This window comes from Pseudomonas sp. MWU12-2029, assembly GCF_023242425.1.
GTDB classification, from domain to species: Bacteria; Pseudomonadota; Gammaproteobacteria; order Pseudomonadales; family Pseudomonadaceae; genus Aquipseudomonas; species Aquipseudomonas kribbensis.
Genome location: NZ_JALJDY010000004.1, coordinates 462,470 through 484,662, shown reverse-complemented (window position 1 = coordinate 484,662; position 22,193 = coordinate 462,470). Strand labels below are relative to the sequence as shown.

The following is a 22,193-nucleotide window of genomic DNA, read 5'->3' as shown; positions in this document are numbered from 1 at the left end:
GCGGCCCAAGCCATGATTAAACAACGCACACTGAAAAATATTATCCGTGCCACAGGTGTAGGCCTGCACTCCGGGGAGAAGGTCTACCTGACCCTCAAGCCTGCGCCTGTCGACACTGGCATTGTGTTTTGTCGCGCTGACCTCGACCCTGTGGTGCAGATTCCTGCCCGCGCGGAAAACGTCGGTGAAACCACTATGTCGACGACGCTGATTAACGGCGACGTCAAAGTAGACACGGTAGAGCACTTGCTCTCGGCCATGGCTGGCCTGGGCATCGATAACGCCTACGTCGAGCTCTCCGCGTCCGAAGTCCCGATCATGGACGGTAGCGCAGGACCTTTCGTATTCCTGATTCAATCGGCAGGCCTGGAAGAACAGGACGCAGCCAAGAAATTCATCCGCATCCTGCGTGAAGTGACAGTGGAAGACGGCGACAAGCGCGCCACTTTCGTCCCTTTCGACGGATTCAAGGTGAGCTTCGAGATCGATTTCGATCACCCGGTTTTCCGGGACCGCACCCAAAGTGCAAGCGTGGATTTTTCCAGCACTTCGTTCGTAAAAGAAGTCAGCCGCGCCCGTACTTTCGGTTTCATGAGTGACATCGAGTACCTGCGCAAGCACAACCTCGCACTCGGCGGCAGCGTTGAAAACGCAATCGTGGTCGATGCCGATGGCGTACTGAACGAAGACGGCCTTCGCTATGAAGACGAATTCGTGAAGCACAAGATCCTCGATGCAATTGGCGACCTGTACCTGCTGGGCAACAGCCTGATTGGTGAGTTCAAGGGCTTCAAGTCCGGCCACGCACTGAACAACCAGCTTCTGCGCAAACTGATTGAGCAGAAAGATGCCTGGGAAGTCGTGACGTTCGAAGACGCCAGCACTGCACCGATCTCTTACATGCGCCCGGTTGCGGCAGTGTAAGTAAAAAACCTCTCTAGTTTTTTGAAGGCCACCTTTGGGTGGCCTTTTTTTATGCCTGTGTTCAGGACGCCAGCACCACTCGGTTCCGGCCACCTTCCTTGGCCTGATACAGCGCCCGGTCCGCCGCGAACAACAGTTGTTCCAGACTGATTTCACTCGCCACCGTCCAGGTGCTGATACCGATGCTCACCGTCATCGGCATTTCATCGCCCGCCATCCGCGGCAATTGCTCGACGGCGGCCCGCACATGCTCGGCTATCTGTTGCGCGCCGACGCTGTCGGTCTCGGCCAGGATCACCGAGAACTCTTCACCGCCATAACGCGCCACCAGATCCGCCGGGCGTCGCACGTTGGCGGTAATGACCCTGGCCAGTTCACGCAGGGCCTGATCCCCGGCCTGATGGCCGTGGCGGTCGTTGAAGGCCTTGAAGTGATCGGCGTCGATCATCAGCAACGACAGCGATTTGCCCGAGCGTTGGGCGCGAAACCACTCGTGCCGCAACGACTGATCAAGCATGCGCCGGTTGGCGACACCGGTCAGGGCATCGGTGGCGGCCAGTTGCGCCAGTTCTCGTTCGGCCCGTTGCCGCAGGCGCAGCTCCCGGGCCAGCAGCCAGGTCAGCCACAGCAGGCCGAGGCAGAGTACTCCAGTGGCGCCGCTGATCAGAATCGCCGTGCGTTTCCACGCGCCGAACACTTCCTCACTTGATAGTGCAACGATCACTGTCAGTGGCAGGTTGCCGACCTGGGAATAGGTGTACAGCCGCTGCTGGTGATCCATGCTCGAAATGCTGTTGAAACTGCCATTGCCGCTGCGGTCGCGCAGAATCCGCACCACATTGGGACGGGCGGCGAAGCTCTTGCCGATCGAATCACTTTGCAGATAAGGCTTCTGGGCCAGCAGGATGCCGTCGTTGTTGATGATGTTCAGGGTGCTGTCGACGCCGATGTCGAGGCTGTTGAACAACTGGTCGAAGTAGTCGAGCTTCATTGACGCCACCGCTACGCCCAGGAATTCCCCGGTGTCCGAGGAAATGCGCCGGCTGAAACTGATGCGCCACTGGTTGGCGTCGTCGCAATCGCAACGGGGCTTGAACGGGCGGCTGATGAACATGCCGGCGTCGCGGTTGAAGGCGTGGGCGAGGAAGTAGTCGCGGTCGGCGAAATTGCCCGGCAGCGGTTCGACCCGCGAGGAGTCCGCGATGACCTCGCCATGCTTGTCGAGCAGCAGAATGTCGCCCTTGAAACGGGCGGTGGTGGAGCGGTCGAACAGCGCCAGGTGGCGGATCTGCGGCGACACGTTTTTCAGGTCGTCACGCTGGGCGGCGGCGATCAGCCCTTGCAGGGTCAGGTCGTACAGTTCGACGGTGCGCAGCACGTCGGCGTCGATCAGTTGGGCGATGGTGGTGGCGCTGCGAGTCGCCGACTCCTGGGCATTGGCGTGCTCGCGAATCAGCAGAAAAGTGACGATGCACACAATCGCGAACACGCTCAGCAGACTGCCGAGAATCAGCAGCAGCTCGGGACGTCCGGTCTTGCCCGCAGCGGGAGGGGTACGGCTCGCGATCATGGTTGGGTTATCGGTTGAAGAGTCTTATAAGCGTAGTTGTACAAACGTCGCTGCCGCACACGCAAGAAAAAGGCCAGCGCATAAGGCTGGCCTTTCAACTGTAGCGCCGATCTTAGAAGACGTTGATCGGGTAGTCGATGATCACTCGGTATTCATCGGTATCCGTGTCCAGTGCGCCGTAACCGTTGCCGCCACGGTTGGTCGCCCACTGCAAACGTACCGCCAGGTCTTTGGCCTGGCCGCTCTGCACCACGTACTTGAGGTCGATGTCGCGTTCCCAGTGCTTGGCGTTGCGGCCTTCGGCGCTGTACCACGAGGCGTAGCCCTTGCTGTCCGGGTCGACTTTGGTCAGGTCCAGCGTGCCGCGGGAGTAGGACACTGCCGAGGTCAGGCCGGGCAGACCGACGCCTGCGAAGTCGTAGGCGTACTTGAGTTTCCACGAGCGCTCGTTCGGGCCGTTGAAGTCCGAGTACTGCTGGGAGTTGTCGAGGTAGATGCTGTCGCCCTGGCTGATGTAGTCGAACGGCGTGTTGCCGTTGACTCGCTGGTACGCGGCGGTGACGCTGTGGCTGCCGATGCCGACGGTGAAATGCAGGCTGTAGGTGTTGTTGTCGATGTTGCCCAGCAGCGCGTCGCCGGTGTCCTGGGTGTGATAGAAGTGCAGGCCCGGGTTGAGGCTCACCAGATCGTTCAGCGCCCAGGTGTAGTCGAGGTCGTAGTAGTACTGGTTCCAGATGTCCTTCAGCTCGGCGGCATACAGGTTGCTGGTCAGGCCTTCGACGCCGCTCCAGGACACACCGGCCCAGTTCAGGTGCTGGCTCTTGTCGCCGTCGGCGAGGGTGCCGTACGAGGTGCCGATGCGTTTGTGGCCGCTCTGGTTGTACGGCTTGGTGAAGCTGGCCTGGCCGCCTTCGATCATCCAGCCGTCGAAGCTGTGGTTGGTCAGGCTGACGCCACGGAAGGTCTGCGGCAGCATGCGGCTTTCACCGCCAGCGATCACCGGATTGGTGAGGAACAGGTCACCGGCCTTCAGCTCGGTATCGAACGCGCGCATTTTCAGCGTGCCGCCCGCCGTGGAGAACGAGCCCGGCGCTTTGCCGTTGCCATCGCTGACCGGCAGGATGCTGGAGTTGTCCGTGCCGCCACCACCGTCGAGTTTCAGCCCGAGCATGGCGTGGGCATCGATGCCGAAACCGACCGTGCCTTCGGTGTAGCCCGACTGGAATTTGCCGAGGAAACCCTGACCCCACTCGATGTTGTCGTCCTGTTTCTGCAGGCGGTTGCGATTCATGTAGTAGTTGCGGGCGTTGAGGTTGAGGCTCGAACCTTCGACGAAACCTTCCTTTTCGGCTTCGGCGGCGTGGGCGGTGGGGGCAATCGTTGCGGCGATTGCAATGAACAGCGGGGTAAAGCGGACTGGGTAACGCACTTGCGGTAAAGCTCCTTGGGTCAACTGACACTTCAATGTCTTGAGGTGCTGGATGTTTCTAATTGTAAGAGACGAACCGGACCGCTTTCACACCACAACGAAAAAAGGCCACTGAAAATCAGTGGCCTGGAAGGACGACGGTTGAACGGGAAGAGCCAAACAACCGCGTCGAGGGAAACGTTGCGTGGTGCGTGACTCAGCTGTCTTTCTCGGCTGCCTGAGCCTGGGAAGTTGCGGCCTGAGGGGCTTGCGTGGCGTCCTGGGCCTTGGCCATCATTTCTGCCTGATGCTGATCGAATGCCTGGGCGCGAGCGACGTTGTGCGCTACGAACGACTGCGATTCTTCAGCCATCGCCATTGGCGACAGGATCAATGAGGACAAAACGAAAGCGCTGGCAATACCCATACTGTTGGACATCTTGAAAACCTTCTTGCTTGGCAAGTGCTGTTTGGTGCGGGCAAAGATAAGGTTGCCGGGCACCGGGAAACAGCGTGATTTTCATAAATGACTGTTGCGGGAATGGCAACGATCCCTGTCTTCAGACCGGAAGGTGAATACCAAAAGTGTTCATGCCGCGATCACTGCGCACAAACACATCCCCACCATGCATCAGCGCAATCGCCTTGACGATCGCCAGCCCCAACCCGTGGTTATTGCCACTGTTGCTGCGCGACGCATCGACCCGGTAGAAGCGTTCGAACAGCCGTGGCAGATGCTCGCTGGCAATCGGCGCACCGGGGTTGGCCACGCCGATGCTGACCTGGTGTTCCTCGACCGTGATCTGCACTTCGATCACCTGTCCCGGCGCGGTGTGCTGCACGGCGTTGCTCAGCAGATTGATCAACGCCCGGCGCAGATGGGCGATCTCGATCTGCACCTGTGCGTCGCCACTCACATGGACCTGGACCTGTGCATCTTCGAGGATGAAATCGAGGTATTCGAGGGTGGTCGCTACTTCGTCGGCCAGCGACGTGGAGGTCAGTTTGGTAGCCTTGCTGCCCTGATCGGCGCTGGCCAGAAACAGCATGTCATTGATGATCGAGCGCAGGCGTTCCAGCTCTTCGAGGTTGGATTGCAGCACTTCGAAATAATGCTCGGCGGAGCGCCCACGGGTCAGGGCGACCTGGGTCTGGCCAATCAGGTTGGTCAGCGGCGAGCGCAGCTCATGAGCCACGTCGGCGTTGAACGATTCCAGCCGTGAATACGCCTGTTCGACCCGTTCCAGCGTCGAGTTGAACGAATCGACAAACTGTTCCAGCTCCGGCGGCAGCGGCGACAGACGCAAGCGCCCGGCCCGCAGCGGCGGCGCCAGACGCTGGGCTTCATGGGACAGTTTGATCAGCGGCTTGAGGCCGATTCGCGCTACCCAGTAACCCAGTGCCGAGGCCAGCAGCACGCCGACAATCGCCAGGCCGATCAAGGCGATCAGCAGGTTGTGCTGGGTCTGGTGAAAGGTCTCGGTGTCGATGCCGATCATGAACCGCAGGGGCGGGCGTTGGTCCTTGGCCGGGAATTGGCTGACCAGCACTTTCAACGGGTAGGGCTGACCGGGCAATTGCAGGTCGCGCATGCCCAGCGGACCATTGGCGAATTCGCGAATCTGCGGGGTGAAATCGCCGTACTCGTACTGCGGATCGCCGCTGCTGATCCAGAAACTGATGCGCTTGTCTTCTTCGCCGAGCAGCTTGAGTTTGCTGTTGATCTTGACCCAATGCTCGGGCGTGCCGTAACGGCCAACGGTGGATTCGAGCACGCTGTAGCGCGCATCCAGCTCGGCTTCCGGCAACAGCCCCAGGCCCTTGTCCACTTGTTGATAAAGCGCGCCGCCGATCAACAGAAACACCAGCAGCGCCACCAACGTGAACATCCCGCTCAAGCGCAGGGCGATGGAGTTACTGGACACCGCGGCTCTCCAGCACATAACCCATGCCACGAATGGTGTGCAGCAGTTTCTCGTCGAACGGCCCGTCGAGCTTGGCCCGCAGACGCTTGATCGCGACTTCGACGACATTGGCGTCGCTGTCGAAATTGATGTCCCAGACCATCTCGGCAATCGCGGTTTTCGACAGGATTTCGCCCTGACGCCGGGCCAGTACGCTGAGCAGCGAAAACTCTTTCGCCGTCAGATCCAGCCGGGTGCCGGCGCGGGTCGCCTTGCGGCTGATCAGATCGATCCACAGGTCGGCGATGCTCACTTGCACTGGTTCATGGCCGCCACTGCGCCGGGTCAGTGCTTGCAGGCGCGCCACCAGTTCGAGGAAGGAAAACGGCTTGCCGAGGTAATCGTCGGCGCCGTCGCGCAACCCCCGGATCCGGTCTTCGACCCGTTCGCGGGCGGTGAGCATGATCACCGGCGTCTGTTTGCGCGCACGCAAGGCGCGCAGTACGCCAAAGCCGTCGAGGCCCGGCAGCATGACGTCGAGGACGATCACCGCGTAGTCGCTTTCCAGCGCCAGATGCAGGCCCTCGACGCCGTCGCGGGCCAGATCCACGGTGTAACCCTGTTCCGTCAGGCCGCGGTGCAGATAGTCCGCGGTTTTCTCTTCGTCTTCGATAATCAGGACGCGCATGACCCGCCTCAGTCTGTCGTTGCCAGCGCCGCGACGGGCGCCGGTTTGGGCTTGTGGAACAGCCGCTCAAGCCACAAGTATATGACCGGCGTGGTGAACAGCGTCAGCATCTGGCTCACCAGCAAACCACCCACGACCGCGATCCCCAGCGGCTGGCGCAGTTCGGCGCCGGTGCCGTAGCCGAGCATAAGCGGCAGGGCGCCGAGCAGGGCGGCGAGGGTGGTCATGATGATCGGCCGGAACCGAGTCAGGCACGCCTCGAAGATGGCGTCCTGCGGTGCCAGTCCACGATTTCGCTGCGCTTCAAGCGCGAAGTCGATCATCAGGATGCCGTTCTTCTTGACGATACCGATCAGCAATACCAGCCCGATCAGCGCCATGATCGAAAAGTCCTGGCCGCAGATCCACAGCATGATCACCGCACCGAGACCCGCCGCCGGCAAGGTCGAGATGATCGTCAGCGGATGGACGAAGCTTTCATAAAGCACACCCAGAATGATGTACACCGCCACCAGCGCCGCGAGAATCAGCCATGGCTGACTCTTCAGCGAACTCTGGAACGCCTGGGCCGCCCCCTGGAAGTTGCCGCTGATTGCGGTCGGCATGCCGATCTCGGCTTTGGCCTGGTTGAGCAGGATCACCGCATCGCCCAACGCCACGCCGGGCGCCAGGTTGAACGACAGGTTGGCGGCTGGGAACATGCCGTCGTGGGCAATCGACAGCGGGCCGATGGTTGGTGCATCGAATCGGGCCAGGGCCGACAGCGGCACCATTTCCCCGCTCAGCGGCGAGCGCAGGTAAAAGTAGTTGAGGCTTTCGGCTTTGCCACGCTGTGCGGTGTCCAGCTCCAGAATCACGTTGTACTGGTTGACCTGGGTCTGGAACTCGTTGATCTGCCGCTGACCAAAGGCGTCGTACAGCGCCTCGTCGACATCACTCGCCGTCAGGCCGAAACGTGCGGCGGCGCTGCGGTCGATGCTGATGTGGGTGATGCTGCCGCCCAGTTGCAGGTCGTTGGAAATGTCACGGAACGCCGGAATGCTGCGCAGTTTTTCCGTGAGCTTCTGGGTCCAGGTGGCGAGCGTCGGCCCGTCGTTGCTCTTGAGTACATATTGATACTGCGCACGGCTCGGGCCGGAGCTGAGGTTGATGTCCTGGCCGGCGCGCAGGTAAAGCACGATGCCGGGGACTTTCATCAGTTGCGGACGGATGCGGTCGATGAACTGGCTGGCCGAAACATCGCGATCACCGCGTTTTTTCAGGGCGATCCAGAAGCGGCCGTTGGCGATGGTCTGGTTGCTGCCGGACACACCCACCGAATGGGAAAACGCCTGCACGGCCGGGTCGGCGGCGACGATTTCCGCCATCGCCAGGTGTTTTTTCACCATGTCGCTGTAGGAGATGTCCGCAGCGGCTTCCGTCGTACCGAGGACGAAGCCGGTGTCCTGCACCGGGAAGAAACCTTTGGGGATAAAGATGTAGCCGCCGATGGCCAGCGCAACCGAGATCCCGAACACGCCGATCATCAGTTTCTGATGGGCGAGGGCGCGACGCAGGCCTTTTTCGTACCAGCCGAGCAGGCGTTCGCTGAACCCTGGCTTGTCATGGGCGTGGTGCACCGGTTTGCGCATGAACAGCGCGGCCAGCGTCGGCGCGAGGGTCAGCGACACCACCACGGAAATCATGATGGTCGAGGTGGCCGTCAGGGCGAACTCCTTGAACAAACGCCCGACCACACCGCCCATGAACAGCAGCGGAATGAATGCCGCCACCAGCGAGAAACTGATCGAGACCACGGTGAAACCGATCTCGCCGGCGCCCTTGACCGCCGCTTCGCGCATGCTGTCGCCGGCTTCCAGATGACGGTGAATGTTCTCCACCACCACGATCGCGTCGTCGACCACGAAACCTACCGCCACGACGATGGCCACCAGCGTCAGGTTGTTCAGACTGAAACCGAGTAAATACATCAAGGCGAAACTGGCGGTCAGCGACACGCCGAGTACCGCCGACACAATCATCGTCGCCGACAGCTGGCGCAGGAACAGCGCCATCACCGCCACCACCAGCAGGATCGCGATCAGCAGGGTGATTTCCACTTCATGCAGGGAGGCGCGAATGGTCTGGGTGCGGTCGATCAGCACCTTGACCTGCACCGAGGCCGGCAACATGGCTTCGAGGCCGGGCAGGGCGGCCTGGATGCGGTCCACGGTCTCGACGATGTTGGCCCCCGGCTGGCGGGAGATCACCAGGTTCACGCCCGGTTGATCGCCGGCCCACGCTTGCACGTAGGCATCTTCCGAACCGTTGACGACTTTGGCGACATCCTTGAGATGAACCGGGGCGCCATCCTTGTAGGAAACGATGAGCTGGCTGTATTCCTCGGGGTGGAACAGCTGGTCGTTGGTCGACAGCGTGGAAATGCTCGATTCGCCGTACAGCGCACCTTTGGCAAGGTTGAGGCTGGTCTGCTGGATCGCCAGACGAATGTCCGCAAGGGTCAGGCCGATGGCCGCCAGTTTGTCCGCCGAGGCCTGCACGCGAATCGCCGGACGTTGCTGACCGGTGATATTGATCTGGCCTACACCGTCGATCTGACTGATCTGACGGGCCAGCAGGGTTTCCACCAGGTCACTGAGTTCGGTGCCGGGCATCTGCGTGGAACTGACGCTGAGGATCAGCACCGGGCTGTCGGCCGGGTTGACCTTCTTCCAGGTCGGCAGGGTCGGCATGTCTTTCGGCAGTTTGCCGGCGGCGGTGTTGATCGCGGCCTGCACTTCCTGGGCGGCGGTGTCGATGCTCTTGTCGAGGGTGAATTGCAGGGTCAGCAGGCTGGAGCCCAGCGCACTGCTGGAGGTCATCTGGGTCATGCCGGGGATGGCACTGAATTGCACCTCCAGCGGCGTGGCCACGGACGAGGCCATGGTGTCCGGGCTGGCGCCGGGCAGTTGGGCAGAGACTTGAATGGTCGGAAATTCCGCTTCCGGCAACGGCGCAATCGGCAGGCGCGGGAAGGCAATCACCCCCACCAGCACCAGCGCGATGGTCAGCAGAATCGTCGCCACCGGGTGATCGATGCACCAGGTCGAAACGCCTTTGTGCTGCTTCATGGCTTGGGCTCCGCTTGCACCACCTGCGGCGGCTCGCTCATGACCTGCACGGTGGAACCGGGCTTGAGCCGCGACTGGCCGTCACTGACCAAAACGTCGCCGGGCTTCACGCCCTTGATGATGTCCTGACCGCTGCCCTGATAAACCATTTGTACCTGCACGGCTTCAACCTTGTCGCCGTTGACCCGGTACACGAAGTGTTGATCCAGCCCACGCTGTACGACGGTGGGCGGGACCACCAGCGCATCTTTATCCAGCGCCGTCTGAATCTTTACCGTCACCAGCAGGCCGGGCCAGAGCTTCTGATTGGGGTTGTCGAATTCGGCCTTGGCGCGGATGGTGCCGGTGTTGGCGTTGATCTGGTTGTCGATCAGGGTCAGGTGACCTTCGCCGAGCAGGTTGCCGGTTTCGCCGTCGGTGTCGGCGCCGATGTAGGCCTTGACCTGGGCGCGCTGCGGATCGCTGATCAGCCCCTGCAGGGTCGGCAGCATTTGCTGGGGCAGGGAGAACTCGACGGCGATGGGGTCGATCTGGGTCACGGTGAACAGACCCTGGGTGTCGGTCATGCGCAGGAAGTTGCCTTCGTCGACCGTGCGAATGCCGACGCGACCGGTGACCGGGGAGCGAATCTGGGTGTAGGAAAGTTGTACCTGAGCCGCGTCAATCGAGGCCTGATTACCCTGGGCGGTGGCCTTGAGCTGGTTGACCAGTGCCTGTTGCTGGTCGTAGGTCTGCTTGGAGACACCGTCGTCGACGCTGAGCAGTTTGTAGCGCTTGAGGTTGACCAGGGCGACTTGCAGTTGCGCCTGGCTTTCGCCCAGTTGCGCCCGGGCCTGATCGAGGCTGGCGCGGATCGAGCGGTCGTCGATGGTGGCGAGCAGGTCGCCCTGTTTCACCAATTGACCTTCTTTGACCAGCAGCTTGGTGAGGATGCCGTCGATCTGTGGACGTACCACCACGCTGTGCAACGAGAGCACCGAGCCGATGCCGCTGGTGTATCGCGGGACGTCTTTTTCGCTGACGGCGACGACCCTGACCGGGATCGCGGTCGGGGCGGCGAGTTTGGCCGGTGCGGGTTTTATCGCATACCACAGGCCGGCGGCTGCGAGGGCGATCAGCAGGGTGGCGAGCAGGGCCTTTTTCTTCTGGATTTGCATGCTTGTGGGGCGCCAGGGGGACGGGGTTTGGGCAGGTTGGTTCTTTATAAACTTGTTTGGGGGTCAGGAGGGTGACGGCTAACTGACGGCGCTGTCAGTTTCGGCTTTGGCTTGGCGGCCTTTGGGCCGACCATGCTCTTGGGGTTATGGGTGAATATCCGTTTCTTCGGGTGTTGCGGCTGGCGGTTCCGCTCTTACAGCGGGTCACTTTTTCAAACGCCAAAAAGTAACCAAAAGGCTTGGCCCCGGCGTTCGGCACCTCGCTTTGGCTCGGTGTTCCTTCGTTCCGGGATTCATCCGGGGGCATCGCCTACGGTTTGCTTCGCTGCACCTCCTCTCGATGCATGCGGCTGCGCCGCACGGTCGCTGCGCTCCCACCCCCGGATAAATCCCTCCACTCAGCCTGCCGAAAGGGCCACAAGATCAAAAGCTTTACTCGAGCTAACGCTCATCGTTTTGAGTGGTGAAGAGCGTAGTGCGGTGCTGCTCAAAACCGGAGTTTGATCGTTCCCACGCTCCGCGTTCCATTTTCGGATGTTTGGAAATGTGTTGGGTGTACCGTTTGTTTCTGCAGTGTTTTTGGGTTGATCGGGAGAAGTGATCCGTTAGTCGAGCAGTCCCAAAAAGGGACCGGTCGTACCCTTTTTGGGACTCTTTAAACTCCGCGCACGCAGGTATACTGCGCGCCTTCGCGGCTCATCCATCGGGCCGGACTTTTTGCTTTCCGGAGCTTTCATGACTTCCCCAATCGACAACGCTGTGAGCGATGTCCCGGCAGAGCTGGCCGAGGCCGGCGAATCCAAGCCGACCATTCCTGCGTTCAAGTTTCCGTTCAAGCCAGGTGAACTGGCCGCCGCCAAAGCCGCTAAACAGCCGCAGTTCAAGGGCAAGGACGGTGATCGTCATGCCAGGACCCCGGGTGTGGCGCCGTCGGGCACTCGTCGTTCGATGGGCAAGCGCTGATTCACTTCCCTCCTGCAGCCATCGTCTGTGATTTTCGGTCACAGTGATGGCTAATTGCTCAGTTCCTGAGCCAGATCAACGTTTAACCGATTAGTGCGCTTAGAGTCAGCAGCCCTGCCGACTCTTTCCAATAAAACGAGCGCGCTTTCCATGAAGATCAATCTCCCGGTGACCGGGCGCAATGTCGATGTTGCGCCGGATGCGAACATTCTCTCGACCACCGATCTGACCAGCGCGATCACCTACGCCAACGACGACTTCATCAAGATCAGCGGTTACAGCCGTGACGAGCTGCTGGGCACGCCGCACAACCTGTTGCGTCATCCGGACATGCCGGCGCAGGCGTTTGCCCATATGTGGCAGACGCTCAAGCGCGGGCGCTCGTGGATGGGGCTGGTGAAGAATCGTTGCAAGAACGGTGATCACTACTGGGTCAGTGCCTATGTCACGCCGGTCACGCAGAACGGTGCGGCGGTGGAGTTTCAGTCGGTCCGCACGCGGCCGGATGCCCGGCAGATCGCGGCAGCGGAACGGGCCTACGCGCAATTGCGTGGCGAGCGGGTGCCGCGTTGGCAGCGGCTGCCGGTATTGGGCTTGCGGGCGCGAATTGTGGCGTTGACCAGTTCGGTGCTGGCGGTGGTGCTGGGGATTGAAGCCTGGTTGCGGCCGGAGTCCATGGGCATCGAAGCCGCTGCGCTGGTGGCCGGCAGTGGCGCTTGCGCTCTGGGCGTGGGCTGGTTGTTGCGACCGCTGGAGCGACTGACCGAACGTGCAAAACAGATTGCCGACAACCCGTTGAGTCAGGGTATTTATACCGGGCGGCGGGATCAGTTCGGGCAAATCGAATTTGCCTTGCAGATGCTTGAGGCTCAGGTCGGTGCGGTGGTCGGGCGGATCGGCGATGCATCGCAACGACTGGCCGGGCATGCGGCGCAGCTTGTGGATCATTTGCACAGCAGTCACACCAGCACGTTGGCGCAGCAGGCGGAAACCGATCAGGTGGCGGCGGCGATTCATCAGATGGCGGCCAGTGTCGCCGAGGTGGCCAGCCATGCGCAGCAGGCGTCGGTGGCGGCCGATATGGCGGGGACGGAAACCCGTGAAGGTCATCTGCTGGTTGGCGAGAGTCGCAGCGCGGTGTTGCGGCTGGCTGAGGAGTTGGGCCGGGCGACTGAGGTGATTCATCAGCTCGAAGGCCATAGCAGCGAGATTTCCGGGGTGCTGGAGGTGATTCGCAGCATCGCCGAGCAGACGAATCTGCTGGCGCTCAACGCCGCGATCGAAGCGGCCCGGGCCGGGGATGCCGGGCGCGGGTTTGCGGTGGTGGCCGATGAGGTGCGGGGTCTGGCCCAGCGCACACAGCAGTCGACCAACGAGATTCAACGGATGATCAGCACCCTGCAAAACGGCGCGCGGGATGCGGTGCTGGTGATGCAGCAAAGCAGCGAGCATGTGGATAACAGCGTCGAACAGGCTAAACGTGCGGCCCAGGCACTGGACGGAATCAGTGGGCGAGTCGAGCAGATCACCGAGATGAGCCTGCAGATTGCCGCGGCGGTCGAGGAGCAGAGCGCGGTGAGCGAGGACATCAACCGCAACATCGTCAGTATTCGCACGGCGTGTGAACTGACGGTGGACGAAGGGCGCCAGAGCCAGCTCAACTCACAGGACGTGGCGGGGCTGGCGGGGGATTTGCGTTCGCTGGCCCGGGAGTTCTGGGGGCGGCGGCAGGGATCCTAGGCCGCGCGCAGGGAAATAAACGCGTAGGTCTGCGGCGGTTCAGACACCACTTGTGCCCCGGCCGCCCTTACTTGCCCGGCAATGTCATCGCCGGAGACATGGAACAGCCATTCGCTGTCTCCGGCAGCCAGTGGTTGCGCCGTGACCTGATCGATCACCGAAGCAAACACGCCCATATCCGGCAGATACGCGGTAAACCCGTCGCCCTTGAGCGCGGTGGTGCGGATGCCGAGCAAGCCGCAAATCGCATCCTTGATCCGGATTTCGTCGCGATCGGCCTGACGGGAGCGCTGGATCAATGTCACCAGTTCCTGATCCACCAGTTCGCCACCGACAATCAGCTCCGGTCCCTGTTCCCACGATTCCGGCGGGCAGTCCTTGGCGGCAGGGTTCAGCGCAATGTGCGGATTGATTTCGGCGGGATAGATGCGACACACCAGTGGCCGGCGCTCGTAGATGCGGCACAGCCTGTCTTCGTCAAGATTCCGGCAGGGACCGACGTTGTAGGCGGCGAAGGTGATCGCCACATGGGCGTCGGAGGTTCCGCTGCGCACCACCGCCGAACGACGTTGCGCGTGCTCACGCTGTTGCGCCGGCAAACCCAGGCCGTTGGCGAGAAACGCCTCCACCAGCACGATCACCTGACCGCCGTCGGCCGCCCACATCCGGGCTTCGGCCAGGGTCAGGGGCACATGGTGATCGGTGCAGCATTTGCCGCAACCTACGCAGGAAAAGGTCGTATTCATTGAGCGGGCAATCTTCAATCAGGGTGCGAATCGGCGACATAAAGCCGCCGTACAGGCCCGGAGTGAAGCAAGTTGTGCGCCACTCGCTCAGGGTTTGGCGGTCGGGCGGATCGAGTCCCATTCGGTGACGAACGCGGTTTTCGACTTCTTGTTGTACAGGCACAGCTCGGTGCCTTGCTGGCCCTTCATGTGTTTTTGCGGGTACTGGCCCTGCAGCAACAGCGCGGTGTAGCCCACGCGGTCATCGAATTGCGCCGCAGTGCCAACCGGTTTGGCGTCTTTCAGGCCACTGGCCTCGGTGCAACTGGCGAGCACGGCTTTGTCGTAGGCGGCCCAGGCGTCGGGGCTGGAAGCGTGGGCAAGCGGGGCGATGAGACACAGTACGGAGAGGGCGAGGCGTTTCATGGTTCGGGCATCCTTGGAGGTTGATCGCCAGGGTTTGAGTATGCCGCAGGATTTTAGTTTGTCAGTCCGGCACCAATTCCCGGCGGACCACATACATTCCAGACTTTTCGTACAGCTGTCGCGCCCGCAGGTTGTCTTCCAGCACCTTCAGGTCGACAAACCCTTCGCGCCGATCCTGGAAAATCTTGAATGCATGCAGCAGCAACGCCCGACCCAGTCCACGTCCTTGGGCACGAGGGTGCACCACCAGATTCTTGATGTAGGAACTGGTCCAGCATTGCGCCACACCGATGACGCCGTCGGCATCGCTGGCGATGAAGCACAGTGCCGGATCGTATTCGGCGTCCGTTTCATATTGTTGCTGCCAGACGTCCAGTGCCGGCACCCGACCGCCGCCTTCGCGGTAACCGGTTTGCATCAGTTCATGCACGGCGGCTGCTTGTTCAACGCTGTAGGTCGTGAGTTCGATGCCGTTCGGCCAGTCGATGGCCGGCACGTCCTGGCTCAGGTCGCGCCGCATCAGAAAGCAGAAGGTCTCGCTCAAGCTCAGTAACCCTGGGCGGCGACGTGTTTGGCCGCTTCGATCAGGCAGTGGGTCAGTTCCGGCGAGGAGAACTTGGTCAGCACGCCGTTGGCCCCAGCGAGCCGAGCCTTTTCACTGTTCATCGCGCTGTCCAGCGAGGTGTGCAGCAGCACGTAGAGGTGGGCGAAGTCCGGGGTCTCGCGCAGGGTCCGGGTGAAGGCGTAGCCGTCCATCTCGGACATTTCGATGTCGGAGACGATCAGGTTGATCTGCTGCGCCGTGCCTTGCAGGTCCAGCAGGCAGTCGATGGCTTCCTTGGCGCTGCGGGCGGTGTGGCATTGCAGGCCGAGGTTGCGCAGGGTGTGCACCGATTGCTGCAACGCTACCTGACTGTCGTCGACCACCAGGATCCGCGCGTTGCCCAGCACTTCGGCGTCTTCCATGCTCAGCTCGGTCGGGGCCATGTCGATCTGTGCCGGGGCGATGCCGTGGATGACTTTCTCGATGTCCAGCACCTGCACCAGCGTACCGTCGACCGAGGTCACGCCAGTGATGTAGGCGCGGGAGCCGCCGGAGCCGAACGGCGGCGGTTTGATGTCGGTGGTCAGGCAATGCACGATTTTGCTCACCGCCTGCACATGCAGACCCTGTTTCGAACGGCTGACGTCGGTGACGATCAGGCAGCCGCCGTTCGGGTCTTCCAGCGGACGCTCGCCGATGGCGCGGCTCAGGTCGATCACCGACAGCGAAGCACCGCGCAGGGTGGCGATGCCTTTGACGTGCGGGTGCGACTCCGGCAGCTTGGTCAGCGGCGGGCAGGGAATGATTTCACTGACTTTCAGCAGGTTGATCGCCATCAGCTTGCCGCTGCGCAAGGTAAACAGCAGAAGCGAAAGTGAATCTGCGCGGGCTTTGTTGGAAGACATAAAAACCTTCTGTGGAAAAAGGTGGTGGGCGAGGGTGGAAATCGCCAGAAACTATTGATGCCGGGTTATCGGCGTCAAAAGGTTGGGCTTTAGGTTAGTTGTCGGGTGGTGTTCCGATGCCGGATCTTTCAGCTTTTCAGGCCCAGCCGCTTGGCCAGCCGCCCCAGGTTCGCCCGGTCCAGCCCCAGTTCGCGGGCGGCGCTGGCCCAGTTGTCCTGATTGCGCTCGAGTGCGGCACTGATCAACTGCCGCTGATAGTGCTCGGTGGCGGTGCGCAGATCCCCGGAAATCAAAGGCAGTGAAGCGACGGCACTGGCGGGTTCCGGCGAGTTATCCACAACCTCGCGCGGCAGATCGAGATCCATTGCGCTCAGGCTGAGAATCTTCGGCCGCACCTTGCAGTTACCCAGCGCCTTCAGTGCGCTGCGCCCGATCAAATGCTCCAGTTCCCGCACGTTGCCCGGCCAGGTGTAGGCCAGCAGCGCTTCCTGGGCGTCGCTGTTCAGGCGCAGGCTGTTGAGGCCCATGCGCGAGCGGTTCTGTTCGAGGAAAAAACCGCTGAGCAGCAACACATCGCGACCCCGTTCACGCAGCGCCGGCACCCGCAACGGGTACACACTCAGGCGATGGTAGAAGTCGGCGCGGTAGCGACCGCTGCGTACTTCTTCGGCCAGATCGCGGTTGGTCGCGGCGATCAGGCGCACATCGACCTGATGCTCCTTGTCCGACCCCAGACGCTGTAGCTGGCCGCTCTGCAAAACCCGCAACAACTTGGCCTGGACGGTCAGGGACAACTCGCCGACCTCATCGAGAAACAGTGTGCCGCCGTTGGCCAGTTCGAACTTGCCGCGCCGGTCGCTGGTGGCACCGGTGAAAGCACCGCGTACATGGCCGAACAGTTCACTTTCCACCAGCGTGTCCGGCAGGGCCGCGCAGTTGAGACTGATGATCGGTTTGTCGGCGCGTTGGGAGGCGGCATGGATCGCCTGCGCCACCAGTTCCTTGCCGACCCCGGTTTCCCCGGTGATCAGCACGGTCAGGTCGCTGCCGCCCACCAGATTGATTTCTTCCACCAGCCGTTTGTGGGCCTTGCTCTGGCCGATCATTTCGCGATTCTGCTGGCCGCTGGCCTGGCGATAAACCTCGGCGCGCTGGTGTTCGTCCTCGGCGCGAGTCGCCAGACGTTCGATGCGTTCGGCGGCGTTGACCGTGGCCGAGGCGAGGCTGGCAAAGGCTTGCAGCGCGTCGAGTTCGATCGGTTCGAAACGCTCGGGATCGAGGGCGTCGAGGGTAATCAGGCCCCAGAGTTTTTCATCGACGAACAGCGGGCAGCCGAGGCAGTCGTGGACTTCCAGATGATCGTCGAGACCGTCGACCAGCCCGTCATACGGATCGGGCAATTCACTGTCGGCAGCGAAACGGGTCGGCCCCGCGCCTGCCAGCAGCACTTCGAAACGCGGGTGTTCGCTGACCTTGAAGCGTCGCCCGAGGGTGTCGGTACTCAACCCGTCCACCGCCAGCGGCACCAGCCATTCGCCGTCGAGACGCAGCAGTGCGGCGGCGTCGCAGGGAAGCAGGGCGCGCATGGCTTCGAGCAGGCGCCGGTAGCGCTCGCCTTCGGGCAGTTCGCGGGACAGGTCGGAGACCAGTGGGAGCAGGGCGGTGAGCAATGATTTGGCGGACATGGGCTTGTAGTCAAAGAGACACGTTGTAGTCGAAGCGACTATAGAGTGGCTTGTGTCGATCTGACTACATAATTTTCAACCAATTGATTTATATAGGAAAAATAGTTGGCACGAATACTGGAACGAACAAGGCACTTTTAGAGAAAGCTCAGGAGTCACCCTTATGCTTAGCGTCCAGGATCGTGCCATCGTCAAATCCACTGTGCCTCTGCTGGAAAGCGGCGGTGAAGCGCTGATCACCCACTTCTACCGCATGATGCTCTCCGAGTACCCGGAAGTCCGCCCGCTGTTCAACCAGGCCCACCAGGCCAGCGGTGACCAGCCCCGCGCCCTGGCCAACGGCGTGTTGATGTACGCCCGTCACATCGATCAACTCGACCAGTTGGGCGATCTGGTGGCCAAGATCATCAACAAGCACGTGGCCCTGCAGATTCTGCCGGAACACTACCCGATCGTCGGCACCTGCCTGCTGCGCGCCATCTCCGAAGTGCTCGGCGAAGAAATCGCCACCCCGGAAGTGATGAGTGCCTGGGGCGCGGCTTACGGTCAACTGGCCGATATCCTGATCGGCGCCGAAACCGCCATCTATGACCAGAAAGAACAAGCCGTCGGCGGCTGGCGCGGGGCGCGGGAATTCATCGTCGCGGCCAAGGTCGAGGAGAGCGCGGAAATCATTTCGTTCTACTTCGAACCCGCGGACAAAGGGCCGATTCTCGCAGCCGAGCCGGGCCAGTACATCGGCATGAAGTTGATCCTCGACGGCGAAGAAATCCGCCGCAATTACTCGCTGTCGGCCCTGGCCAACAAAGGCCAGTACCGCATCAGCGTCAAGCGTGAACCGGGCGGCCGTGCCTCCAATCACCTGCACGATCAACTGCATGTCGGCGCCAGCATCCAGCTGTTTCCGCCATCGGGCGAGTTCACTTTGACTGCCAGCGACAAGCCGCTGGTGCTGATCAGCGGCGGCGTTGGTATCACGCCAACCCTGGCGATGCTGGAAGCGGCGCTGGAAACCGAGCGTCCGGTGCATTTCATTCACTGCGCGCGCAATGGCAGCGTGCATGCGTTCCGTGACTGGATCGACGGTCTGGCCGAGCGCCATCCGCAGCTCAAGCGCTTCTATTGCTACGCCGAAGATGACGGCGTGAGTCCGGCGGCGGACAAAGTCGGGCTGTTGAGCCAGGAACAACTGGGCGAGTGGCTGCCGGCGCAGCGTGATGTGGACGCCTACTTCCTCGGGCCGAAAGGCTTCATGGGGGCGATCAAGCGGCATCTGAAGGCGCTGGGTGTGCCGGAGAAGCAGAGCCGGTATGAGTTCTTCGGGCCGGCGGCGGCACTGGAATAATCCGGGACCGAGTTGTCCTCATTCGCGGGCAAGCCCGCTCCCACAGGTTTGGTGTCGTTCACAGATTGTGCATACGACACCGATCCTTGTGGGAGCGGGCTTGCCCGCGAATGGCCGTTACACGGCCCTGATTCTTAAATTCTGTTTAAAGGTTAATCGTTTCTTAACCGGTTTATCGTTTATTCCCCGATGCTGATGATAGGCGCTCGTTCGTTTACATGATCAGGATCGCCCCCATGTCGCACATCGCCTCTTCCCGTCGTTTCAGCCTGGCCACGTTGGGCCTGTCGGTTGCCTTGCTGTCCAGTCCGTTTGTCTTTGCCGAATCCGCGTTGATCCAGCCGCAGACCTTGATCGTCGATCAGAGCCTGCCCAAGGCCCAGCGTGATGCAATGGAACTGGCGGCACGGCGTTACGGCAGTTTCTGGAACACGGGCGAAGAGGCGTTGGCCACGGCGGCCCTGTCGCCGCAGTTTGTCGACAAGACCCCGCCGGAAGGCCGGGTGCAAGGGCCGACCGGGCCGCTGCTGGCGTCGAAGTTCTTTCGCACGGCGGTGCCGGACCTGAGCTGCGAGATCGAACAAATGATCGTCGCCGGTGATCGCGTGGTGGTGCATCTGCACTTTCGCGGGCATTTCACCGGTACGTTCAAGGCTCTCAAAGGGCAGGGCCAGCGTGTAGACTTCCGGGCAACCGATATCTATCAGATCGACAACGGTCGCATCGCGGCCAATTGGCATATCGAAGACAACATCAGCCTGATGGCGCAACTGCAAGCGCAGCCGCCGGCCAGCTGAACCATGGACATGAAAGGGAAACGCGATGAGCGAGGAAACGATTCGATTGGGACGTGAACGGCGCTATCTGGTGTTGCTGGGCGTCATCTGCCTGGCGCTGATCGGTGGCGCGCTGTACATGCAGATCGTGCTGGGCGAGGCGCCATGCCCGCTGTGCATTCTGCAGCGTTACGCACTGCTGCTGATCGCGCTGTTCGCGTTCATCGGCGCGGCCATGCGCACCCGCCGCAGCATCACCGTGTTCGAGGTGCTGGTGGTGATCTGCGCGATTGCCGGAGCCGGCGTCGCCGGGCATCACGTGTACACCCAGTTCTACCCGGCGGTGAGTTGCGGCATCGATGTGCTGCAGCCGATTGTCGATGACCTGCCGCTGGCGAAGATCTTCCCGCTGGGCTTCCAGGTCGACGGTTTCTGCTCGACGCCGTACCCGCCGATCCTCGGTCTGTCGCTGGCGCAATGGGCACTGGTGGCCTTCGTGCTGGTGGTGATCCTGGTGCCGCTGTTGACCTCGCGCAACCGAAAAGCATTGCGCTGAATCAACTTTTCGGCCCGTGCGCCGATAACACAAACGCCTCGATTTGCAGTGACGCAAATCGGGGCGTTTTGCATTTCAGGGTCTTTGTGAAAACGTCGTGACGAACGGCAAGGGACGGTGCGACAGGTGTGCGACATGTTGTCACACACGCCGTGTCGCAGTGTCTTGCGCAGGCCCGGATTGGAGTGTTGTTACAAAAAAGGATTGGTCTGTTTCAGGGTTTTTCGGCTTTGGGACGCTGGTGCCGGAACAGGCAGTTTTAACAACCTGTGGCAATTGGCCAAAGCCCTTGGGTTATCGGGGTTTAAGCGCTTCACGGTGTCGGAAAAAGTCTTCGGAACTGTCTGATCCGAGCCAGGTACACCTACATTTTTTGGTGTTTTTGTTGAGAATTGATTTCGATAACATGCGGAACTTTTGCAAAAACGGTGATGGATTGTTGCTCTGAGCGATAAAAATTATTTCGGGATAAGACATGGTGTATAGGGCGCTACCTATCTACAATCGCCCGCACTGAATTCCCGGCACTGTTCAACCTTTATAAGGAACTGAGCAGGAAGTCGGGTGTCGAGGGGCCGAAAGGCTTGCGAGACACCCAGGTGTCGGTGCCTTCCAACTTTCCGCACCAAATGGAATTGGTCTGTAACAAGGCCTTTGACCACGAATTCGAATAAGAACTGACCGCTGTCCCAGGATTTGTCGAGCGTCTGACGCGCGACGGGCGGCCCTTATTCAATCCAAAGAAAATGCCAACCCTTGGCAGGGTGAAGTGTTGGCGATCAAAACCCAACTGCATTGCGCAAGCTGCTTTAGAGGTCGTGAGATGAGTAAAAACAGGTACCCCAGATTACTAGGCCTAGTGCCGCTGCTCGGCACGTTGTTGCTGGGAGGCTGCAACATGACCTTGCTCAATCCAACGGGCCAGGTCGGCCTGGAACAGCGCAACCTGATCATCACCGCTACGCTGCTGATGCTGTTGGTTGTTGTGCCGGTCATCGTCATGACCTTCCTGTTCGCCTGGAAGTACCGCGCCTCCAACAAGAACGCCGTCTACACCCCGAAATGGTCGCACTCGACCAAGATCGAAGTGGCAGTCTGGACCATTCCGGTCCTGATCATCATTGCCCTGGGTTACATCACCTACAAGTCGACCCACTCGCTGGATCCGTATCGTCCGATCGAATCCGACGTCAAGCCTGTGACCATCGAAGTGGTCGCGCTGGACTGGAAGTGGCTGTTCATCTATCCGGAACAAGGCATCGCCACGGTCAACAAGATCGTGTTCCCGGCGCACACGCCAGTCAACTTCCGGATCACTTCGGACGCGGTGATGAACTCGTTCTTCATCCCGGGCCTGGGCGGCCAGATCTACGCGATGGCGGGCATGACCACCAAGCTGCACCTGATCGCTGACCGCAACGCTGAAATGGACGGTATCTCCGCCAACTACAGCGGCGCTGGTTTCACCGGTATGAAATTCAAAGCGATCGCAACTTCTCAGGAAGATTTCGACGCCTGGGTAAGTGAAGTCAAAAAGGCACCTAAACAGCTTGAACAAGCTGAATACGCAGCCCTTGCCAAGCCAAGCCAGAACAATCCAGTCGAGCTCTACTCCTCGGTCACGCCGAACCTGTTCCAGACCATCGTCGACAAGTACGAAGGCATGAAACCGGGCAAGCCGCTGAAGCACGAGAAGAAAGAGAAAGAAGTGGCGGCAACGGATATGGACTCGAATTCGCATTCAGCTGCCGGGGCAGAGGAGTAAAC

Annotated in this window: 19 protein-coding genes and 1 pseudogene; 8 read left to right on the top strand and 12 right to left on the bottom strand. The window is 60.9% G+C overall.

Translation table 11 applies throughout. The features are described 5' to 3' along the window. The first annotated feature begins 12 nt into the window (after positions 1 to 12). On the top strand, positions 13 to 924 hold the full coding sequence (gene lpxC, locus M5B44_RS12600) for a UDP-3-O-acyl-N-acetylglucosamine deacetylase (protein ID WP_065261513.1): 912 nt from the start codon (positions 13 to 15) through the stop codon (positions 922 to 924). A gap of 61 nt (positions 925 to 985) precedes the next feature. Here the strand turns inward: lpxC and M5B44_RS12595 are convergent, their stop codons facing one another. The 7 genes from M5B44_RS12595 to M5B44_RS12565 all read right to left on the bottom strand — a co-directional run bounded on the left by M5B44_RS12595 (position 986) and on the right by M5B44_RS12565 (position 10,761). Continuing rightward, positions 986 to 2,494, bottom strand: a complete 1,509-nt coding sequence (locus M5B44_RS12595; RefSeq protein WP_248739344.1) for a sensor domain-containing diguanylate cyclase — start codon at positions 2,492 to 2,494, stop codon at positions 986 to 988. Between the two features lie 112 nt (positions 2,495 to 2,606). Continuing rightward, on the bottom strand, positions 2,607 to 3,923 hold the full coding sequence (locus M5B44_RS12590) for an OprD family porin (RefSeq protein WP_248739343.1): 1,317 nt from the start codon (positions 3,921 to 3,923) through the stop codon (positions 2,607 to 2,609). Positions 3,924 to 4,119: 196 nt separating this feature from the next. Continuing rightward, complete coding sequence (locus M5B44_RS12585; RefSeq protein WP_248739342.1) at positions 4,120 to 4,341, bottom strand: hypothetical protein; 222 nt, start codon at positions 4,339 to 4,341, stop codon at positions 4,120 to 4,122. Between the two features lie 121 nt (positions 4,342 to 4,462). Continuing rightward, positions 4,463 to 5,827, bottom strand: coding sequence for a heavy metal sensor histidine kinase (locus M5B44_RS12580; RefSeq protein WP_114885418.1), 1,365 nt, complete (start codon positions 5,825 to 5,827; stop codon positions 4,463 to 4,465). After that, positions 5,817 to 6,494 (bottom strand): heavy metal response regulator transcription factor, encoded by a 678-nt coding sequence (locus M5B44_RS12575; protein WP_003228008.1) that lies wholly within the window; start codon positions 6,492 to 6,494, stop codon positions 5,817 to 5,819. The genes M5B44_RS12580 and M5B44_RS12575 overlap by 11 nt, the downstream gene beginning before the upstream one ends. Before the next feature lie 8 nt (positions 6,495 to 6,502). Continuing rightward, positions 6,503 to 9,604, bottom strand: a complete 3,102-nt coding sequence (locus M5B44_RS12570) for a multidrug efflux RND transporter permease subunit (RefSeq protein ID WP_248739341.1) — start codon at positions 9,602 to 9,604, stop codon at positions 6,503 to 6,505. Continuing rightward, complete coding sequence (locus tag M5B44_RS12565) at positions 9,601 to 10,761, bottom strand: efflux RND transporter periplasmic adaptor subunit (protein ID WP_096822821.1); 1,161 nt, start codon at positions 10,759 to 10,761, stop codon at positions 9,601 to 9,603. The genes M5B44_RS12570 and M5B44_RS12565 overlap by 4 nt, the downstream gene beginning before the upstream one ends. A gap of 735 nt (positions 10,762 to 11,496) precedes the next feature. Here M5B44_RS12565 and M5B44_RS12560 point away from each other — a divergent pair. From M5B44_RS12560 to M5B44_RS12555, 3 genes and pseudogenes are all read left to right on the top strand, one after another. After that, on the top strand, positions 11,497 to 11,724 hold the full coding sequence (locus tag M5B44_RS12560; RefSeq protein ID WP_114885412.1) for a hypothetical protein: 228 nt from the start codon (positions 11,497 to 11,499) through the stop codon (positions 11,722 to 11,724). A gap of 150 nt (positions 11,725 to 11,874) precedes the next feature. Next, positions 11,875 to 12,156: pseudogene (locus M5B44_RS29040) on the top strand (PAS domain-containing protein); the annotation flags it as partial. 243 nt (positions 12,157 to 12,399) lie between these two features. Then, positions 12,400 to 13,464: a methyl-accepting chemotaxis protein gene (locus tag M5B44_RS12555; RefSeq protein ID WP_412546969.1), complete on the top strand. Its 1,065-nt coding sequence runs from the start codon at positions 12,400 to 12,402 to the stop codon at positions 13,462 to 13,464. Here the strand turns inward: M5B44_RS12555 and M5B44_RS12550 are convergent. The 5 genes from M5B44_RS12550 to norR form a co-directional block, all read right to left on the bottom strand. Further along, positions 13,461 to 14,210 (bottom strand): YkgJ family cysteine cluster protein, encoded by a 750-nt coding sequence (locus M5B44_RS12550; protein ID WP_248739339.1) that lies wholly within the window; start codon positions 14,208 to 14,210, stop codon positions 13,461 to 13,463. The two genes, M5B44_RS12555 and M5B44_RS12550, sit on opposite strands and share 4 nt — an antisense overlap. Positions 14,211 to 14,297: 87 nt before the next feature. Further along, the gene (locus M5B44_RS12545) at positions 14,298 to 14,615 is read right to left on the bottom strand and encodes a hypothetical protein (RefSeq protein ID WP_248739338.1); all 318 of its coding nucleotides are present in this window, start codon (positions 14,613 to 14,615) and stop codon (positions 14,298 to 14,300) included. A gap of 61 nt (positions 14,616 to 14,676) precedes the next feature. Next, positions 14,677 to 15,135 (bottom strand): GNAT family N-acetyltransferase, encoded by a 459-nt coding sequence (locus M5B44_RS12540; RefSeq protein ID WP_248739410.1) that lies wholly within the window; start codon positions 15,133 to 15,135, stop codon positions 14,677 to 14,679. Positions 15,136 to 15,161: 26 nt separating this feature from the next. Continuing rightward, positions 15,162 to 16,064, bottom strand: coding sequence for a chemotaxis protein CheV (locus M5B44_RS12535; RefSeq protein ID WP_085709366.1), 903 nt, complete (start codon positions 16,062 to 16,064; stop codon positions 15,162 to 15,164). Positions 16,065 to 16,192: 128 nt separating this feature from the next. Beyond that, a complete protein-coding gene (norR, locus tag M5B44_RS12530; protein ID WP_248739337.1) occupies positions 16,193 to 17,749 on the bottom strand; it encodes a nitric oxide reductase transcriptional regulator NorR in 1,557 nt (518 codons plus the stop codon). A gap of 163 nt (positions 17,750 to 17,912) precedes the next feature. Here norR and hmpA point away from each other — a divergent pair, with 163 nt between their 5' ends. The 4 genes from hmpA to cyoA all read left to right on the top strand — a co-directional run bounded on the left by hmpA (position 17,913) and on the right by cyoA (position 22,191). Then, positions 17,913 to 19,094 carry an NO-inducible flavohemoprotein gene (gene hmpA / locus M5B44_RS12525; RefSeq protein WP_248739336.1) on the top strand — a complete coding sequence of 394 codons (1,182 nt, stop codon included), beginning with the start codon at positions 17,913 to 17,915 and terminating at the stop codon, positions 19,092 to 19,094. 236 nt (positions 19,095 to 19,330) lie between these two features. After that, on the top strand, positions 19,331 to 19,891 hold the full coding sequence (locus tag M5B44_RS12520; RefSeq protein ID WP_248739335.1) for an ester cyclase: 561 nt from the start codon (positions 19,331 to 19,333) through the stop codon (positions 19,889 to 19,891). Between the two features lie 25 nt (positions 19,892 to 19,916). Then, on the top strand, positions 19,917 to 20,426 hold the full coding sequence (locus M5B44_RS12515; RefSeq protein WP_085709370.1) for a disulfide bond formation protein B: 510 nt from the start codon (positions 19,917 to 19,919) through the stop codon (positions 20,424 to 20,426). A gap of 823 nt (positions 20,427 to 21,249) precedes the next feature. Beyond that, positions 21,250 to 22,191 (top strand): ubiquinol oxidase subunit II, encoded by a 942-nt coding sequence (gene cyoA, locus M5B44_RS12510; RefSeq protein ID WP_065261342.1) that lies wholly within the window; start codon positions 21,250 to 21,252, stop codon positions 22,189 to 22,191. Positions 22,192 to 22,193: the final 2 nt, after the last annotated feature.

Bases quoted from the DNA above. Each gene is read 5' to 3' on its own strand.
- lpxC (WP_065261513.1), top strand. From the start codon at position 13: ATGATTAAACAACGCACACTGAAAAATATTATCCGTGCCACAGGTGTA.
- M5B44_RS12595 (WP_248739344.1), bottom strand. From the start codon at position 2,494: ATGATCGCGAGCCGTACCCCTCCCGCTGCGGGCAAGACCGGACGTCCC.
- M5B44_RS12585 (WP_248739342.1), bottom strand. From the start codon at position 4,341: ATGTCCAACAGTATGGGTATTGCCAGCGCTTTCGTTTTGTCCTCATTG.
- M5B44_RS12575 (WP_003228008.1), bottom strand. From the start codon at position 6,494: ATGCGCGTCCTGATTATCGAAGACGAAGAGAAAACCGCGGACTATCTG.
- M5B44_RS12570 (WP_248739341.1), bottom strand. From the start codon at position 9,604: ATGAAGCAGCACAAAGGCGTTTCGACCTGGTGCATCGATCACCCGGTG.
- M5B44_RS12565 (WP_096822821.1), bottom strand. From the start codon at position 10,761: ATGCAAATCCAGAAGAAAAAGGCCCTGCTCGCCACCCTGCTGATCGCC.
- M5B44_RS12560 (WP_114885412.1), top strand. From the start codon at position 11,497: ATGACTTCCCCAATCGACAACGCTGTGAGCGATGTCCCGGCAGAGCTG.
- M5B44_RS12555 (WP_412546969.1), top strand. From the start codon at position 12,400: ATGGGCATCGAAGCCGCTGCGCTGGTGGCCGGCAGTGGCGCTTGCGCT.
- M5B44_RS12550 (WP_248739339.1), bottom strand. From the start codon at position 14,210: ATGAATACGACCTTTTCCTGCGTAGGTTGCGGCAAATGCTGCACCGAT.
- M5B44_RS12545 (WP_248739338.1), bottom strand. From the start codon at position 14,615: ATGAAACGCCTCGCCCTCTCCGTACTGTGTCTCATCGCCCCGCTTGCC.
- M5B44_RS12540 (WP_248739410.1), bottom strand. From the start codon at position 15,135: ATGCGGCGCGACCTGAGCCAGGACGTGCCGGCCATCGACTGGCCGAAC.
- M5B44_RS12535 (WP_085709366.1), bottom strand. From the start codon at position 16,064: ATGTCTTCCAACAAAGCCCGCGCAGATTCACTTTCGCTTCTGCTGTTT.
- norR (WP_248739337.1), bottom strand. From the start codon at position 17,749: ATGTCCGCCAAATCATTGCTCACCGCCCTGCTCCCACTGGTCTCCGAC.
- hmpA (WP_248739336.1), top strand. From the start codon at position 17,913: ATGCTTAGCGTCCAGGATCGTGCCATCGTCAAATCCACTGTGCCTCTG.
- M5B44_RS12520 (WP_248739335.1), top strand. From the start codon at position 19,331: ATGTCGCACATCGCCTCTTCCCGTCGTTTCAGCCTGGCCACGTTGGGC.
- M5B44_RS12515 (WP_085709370.1), top strand. From the start codon at position 19,917: ATGAGCGAGGAAACGATTCGATTGGGACGTGAACGGCGCTATCTGGTG.
- cyoA (WP_065261342.1), top strand. From the start codon at position 21,250: ATGAGTAAAAACAGGTACCCCAGATTACTAGGCCTAGTGCCGCTGCTC.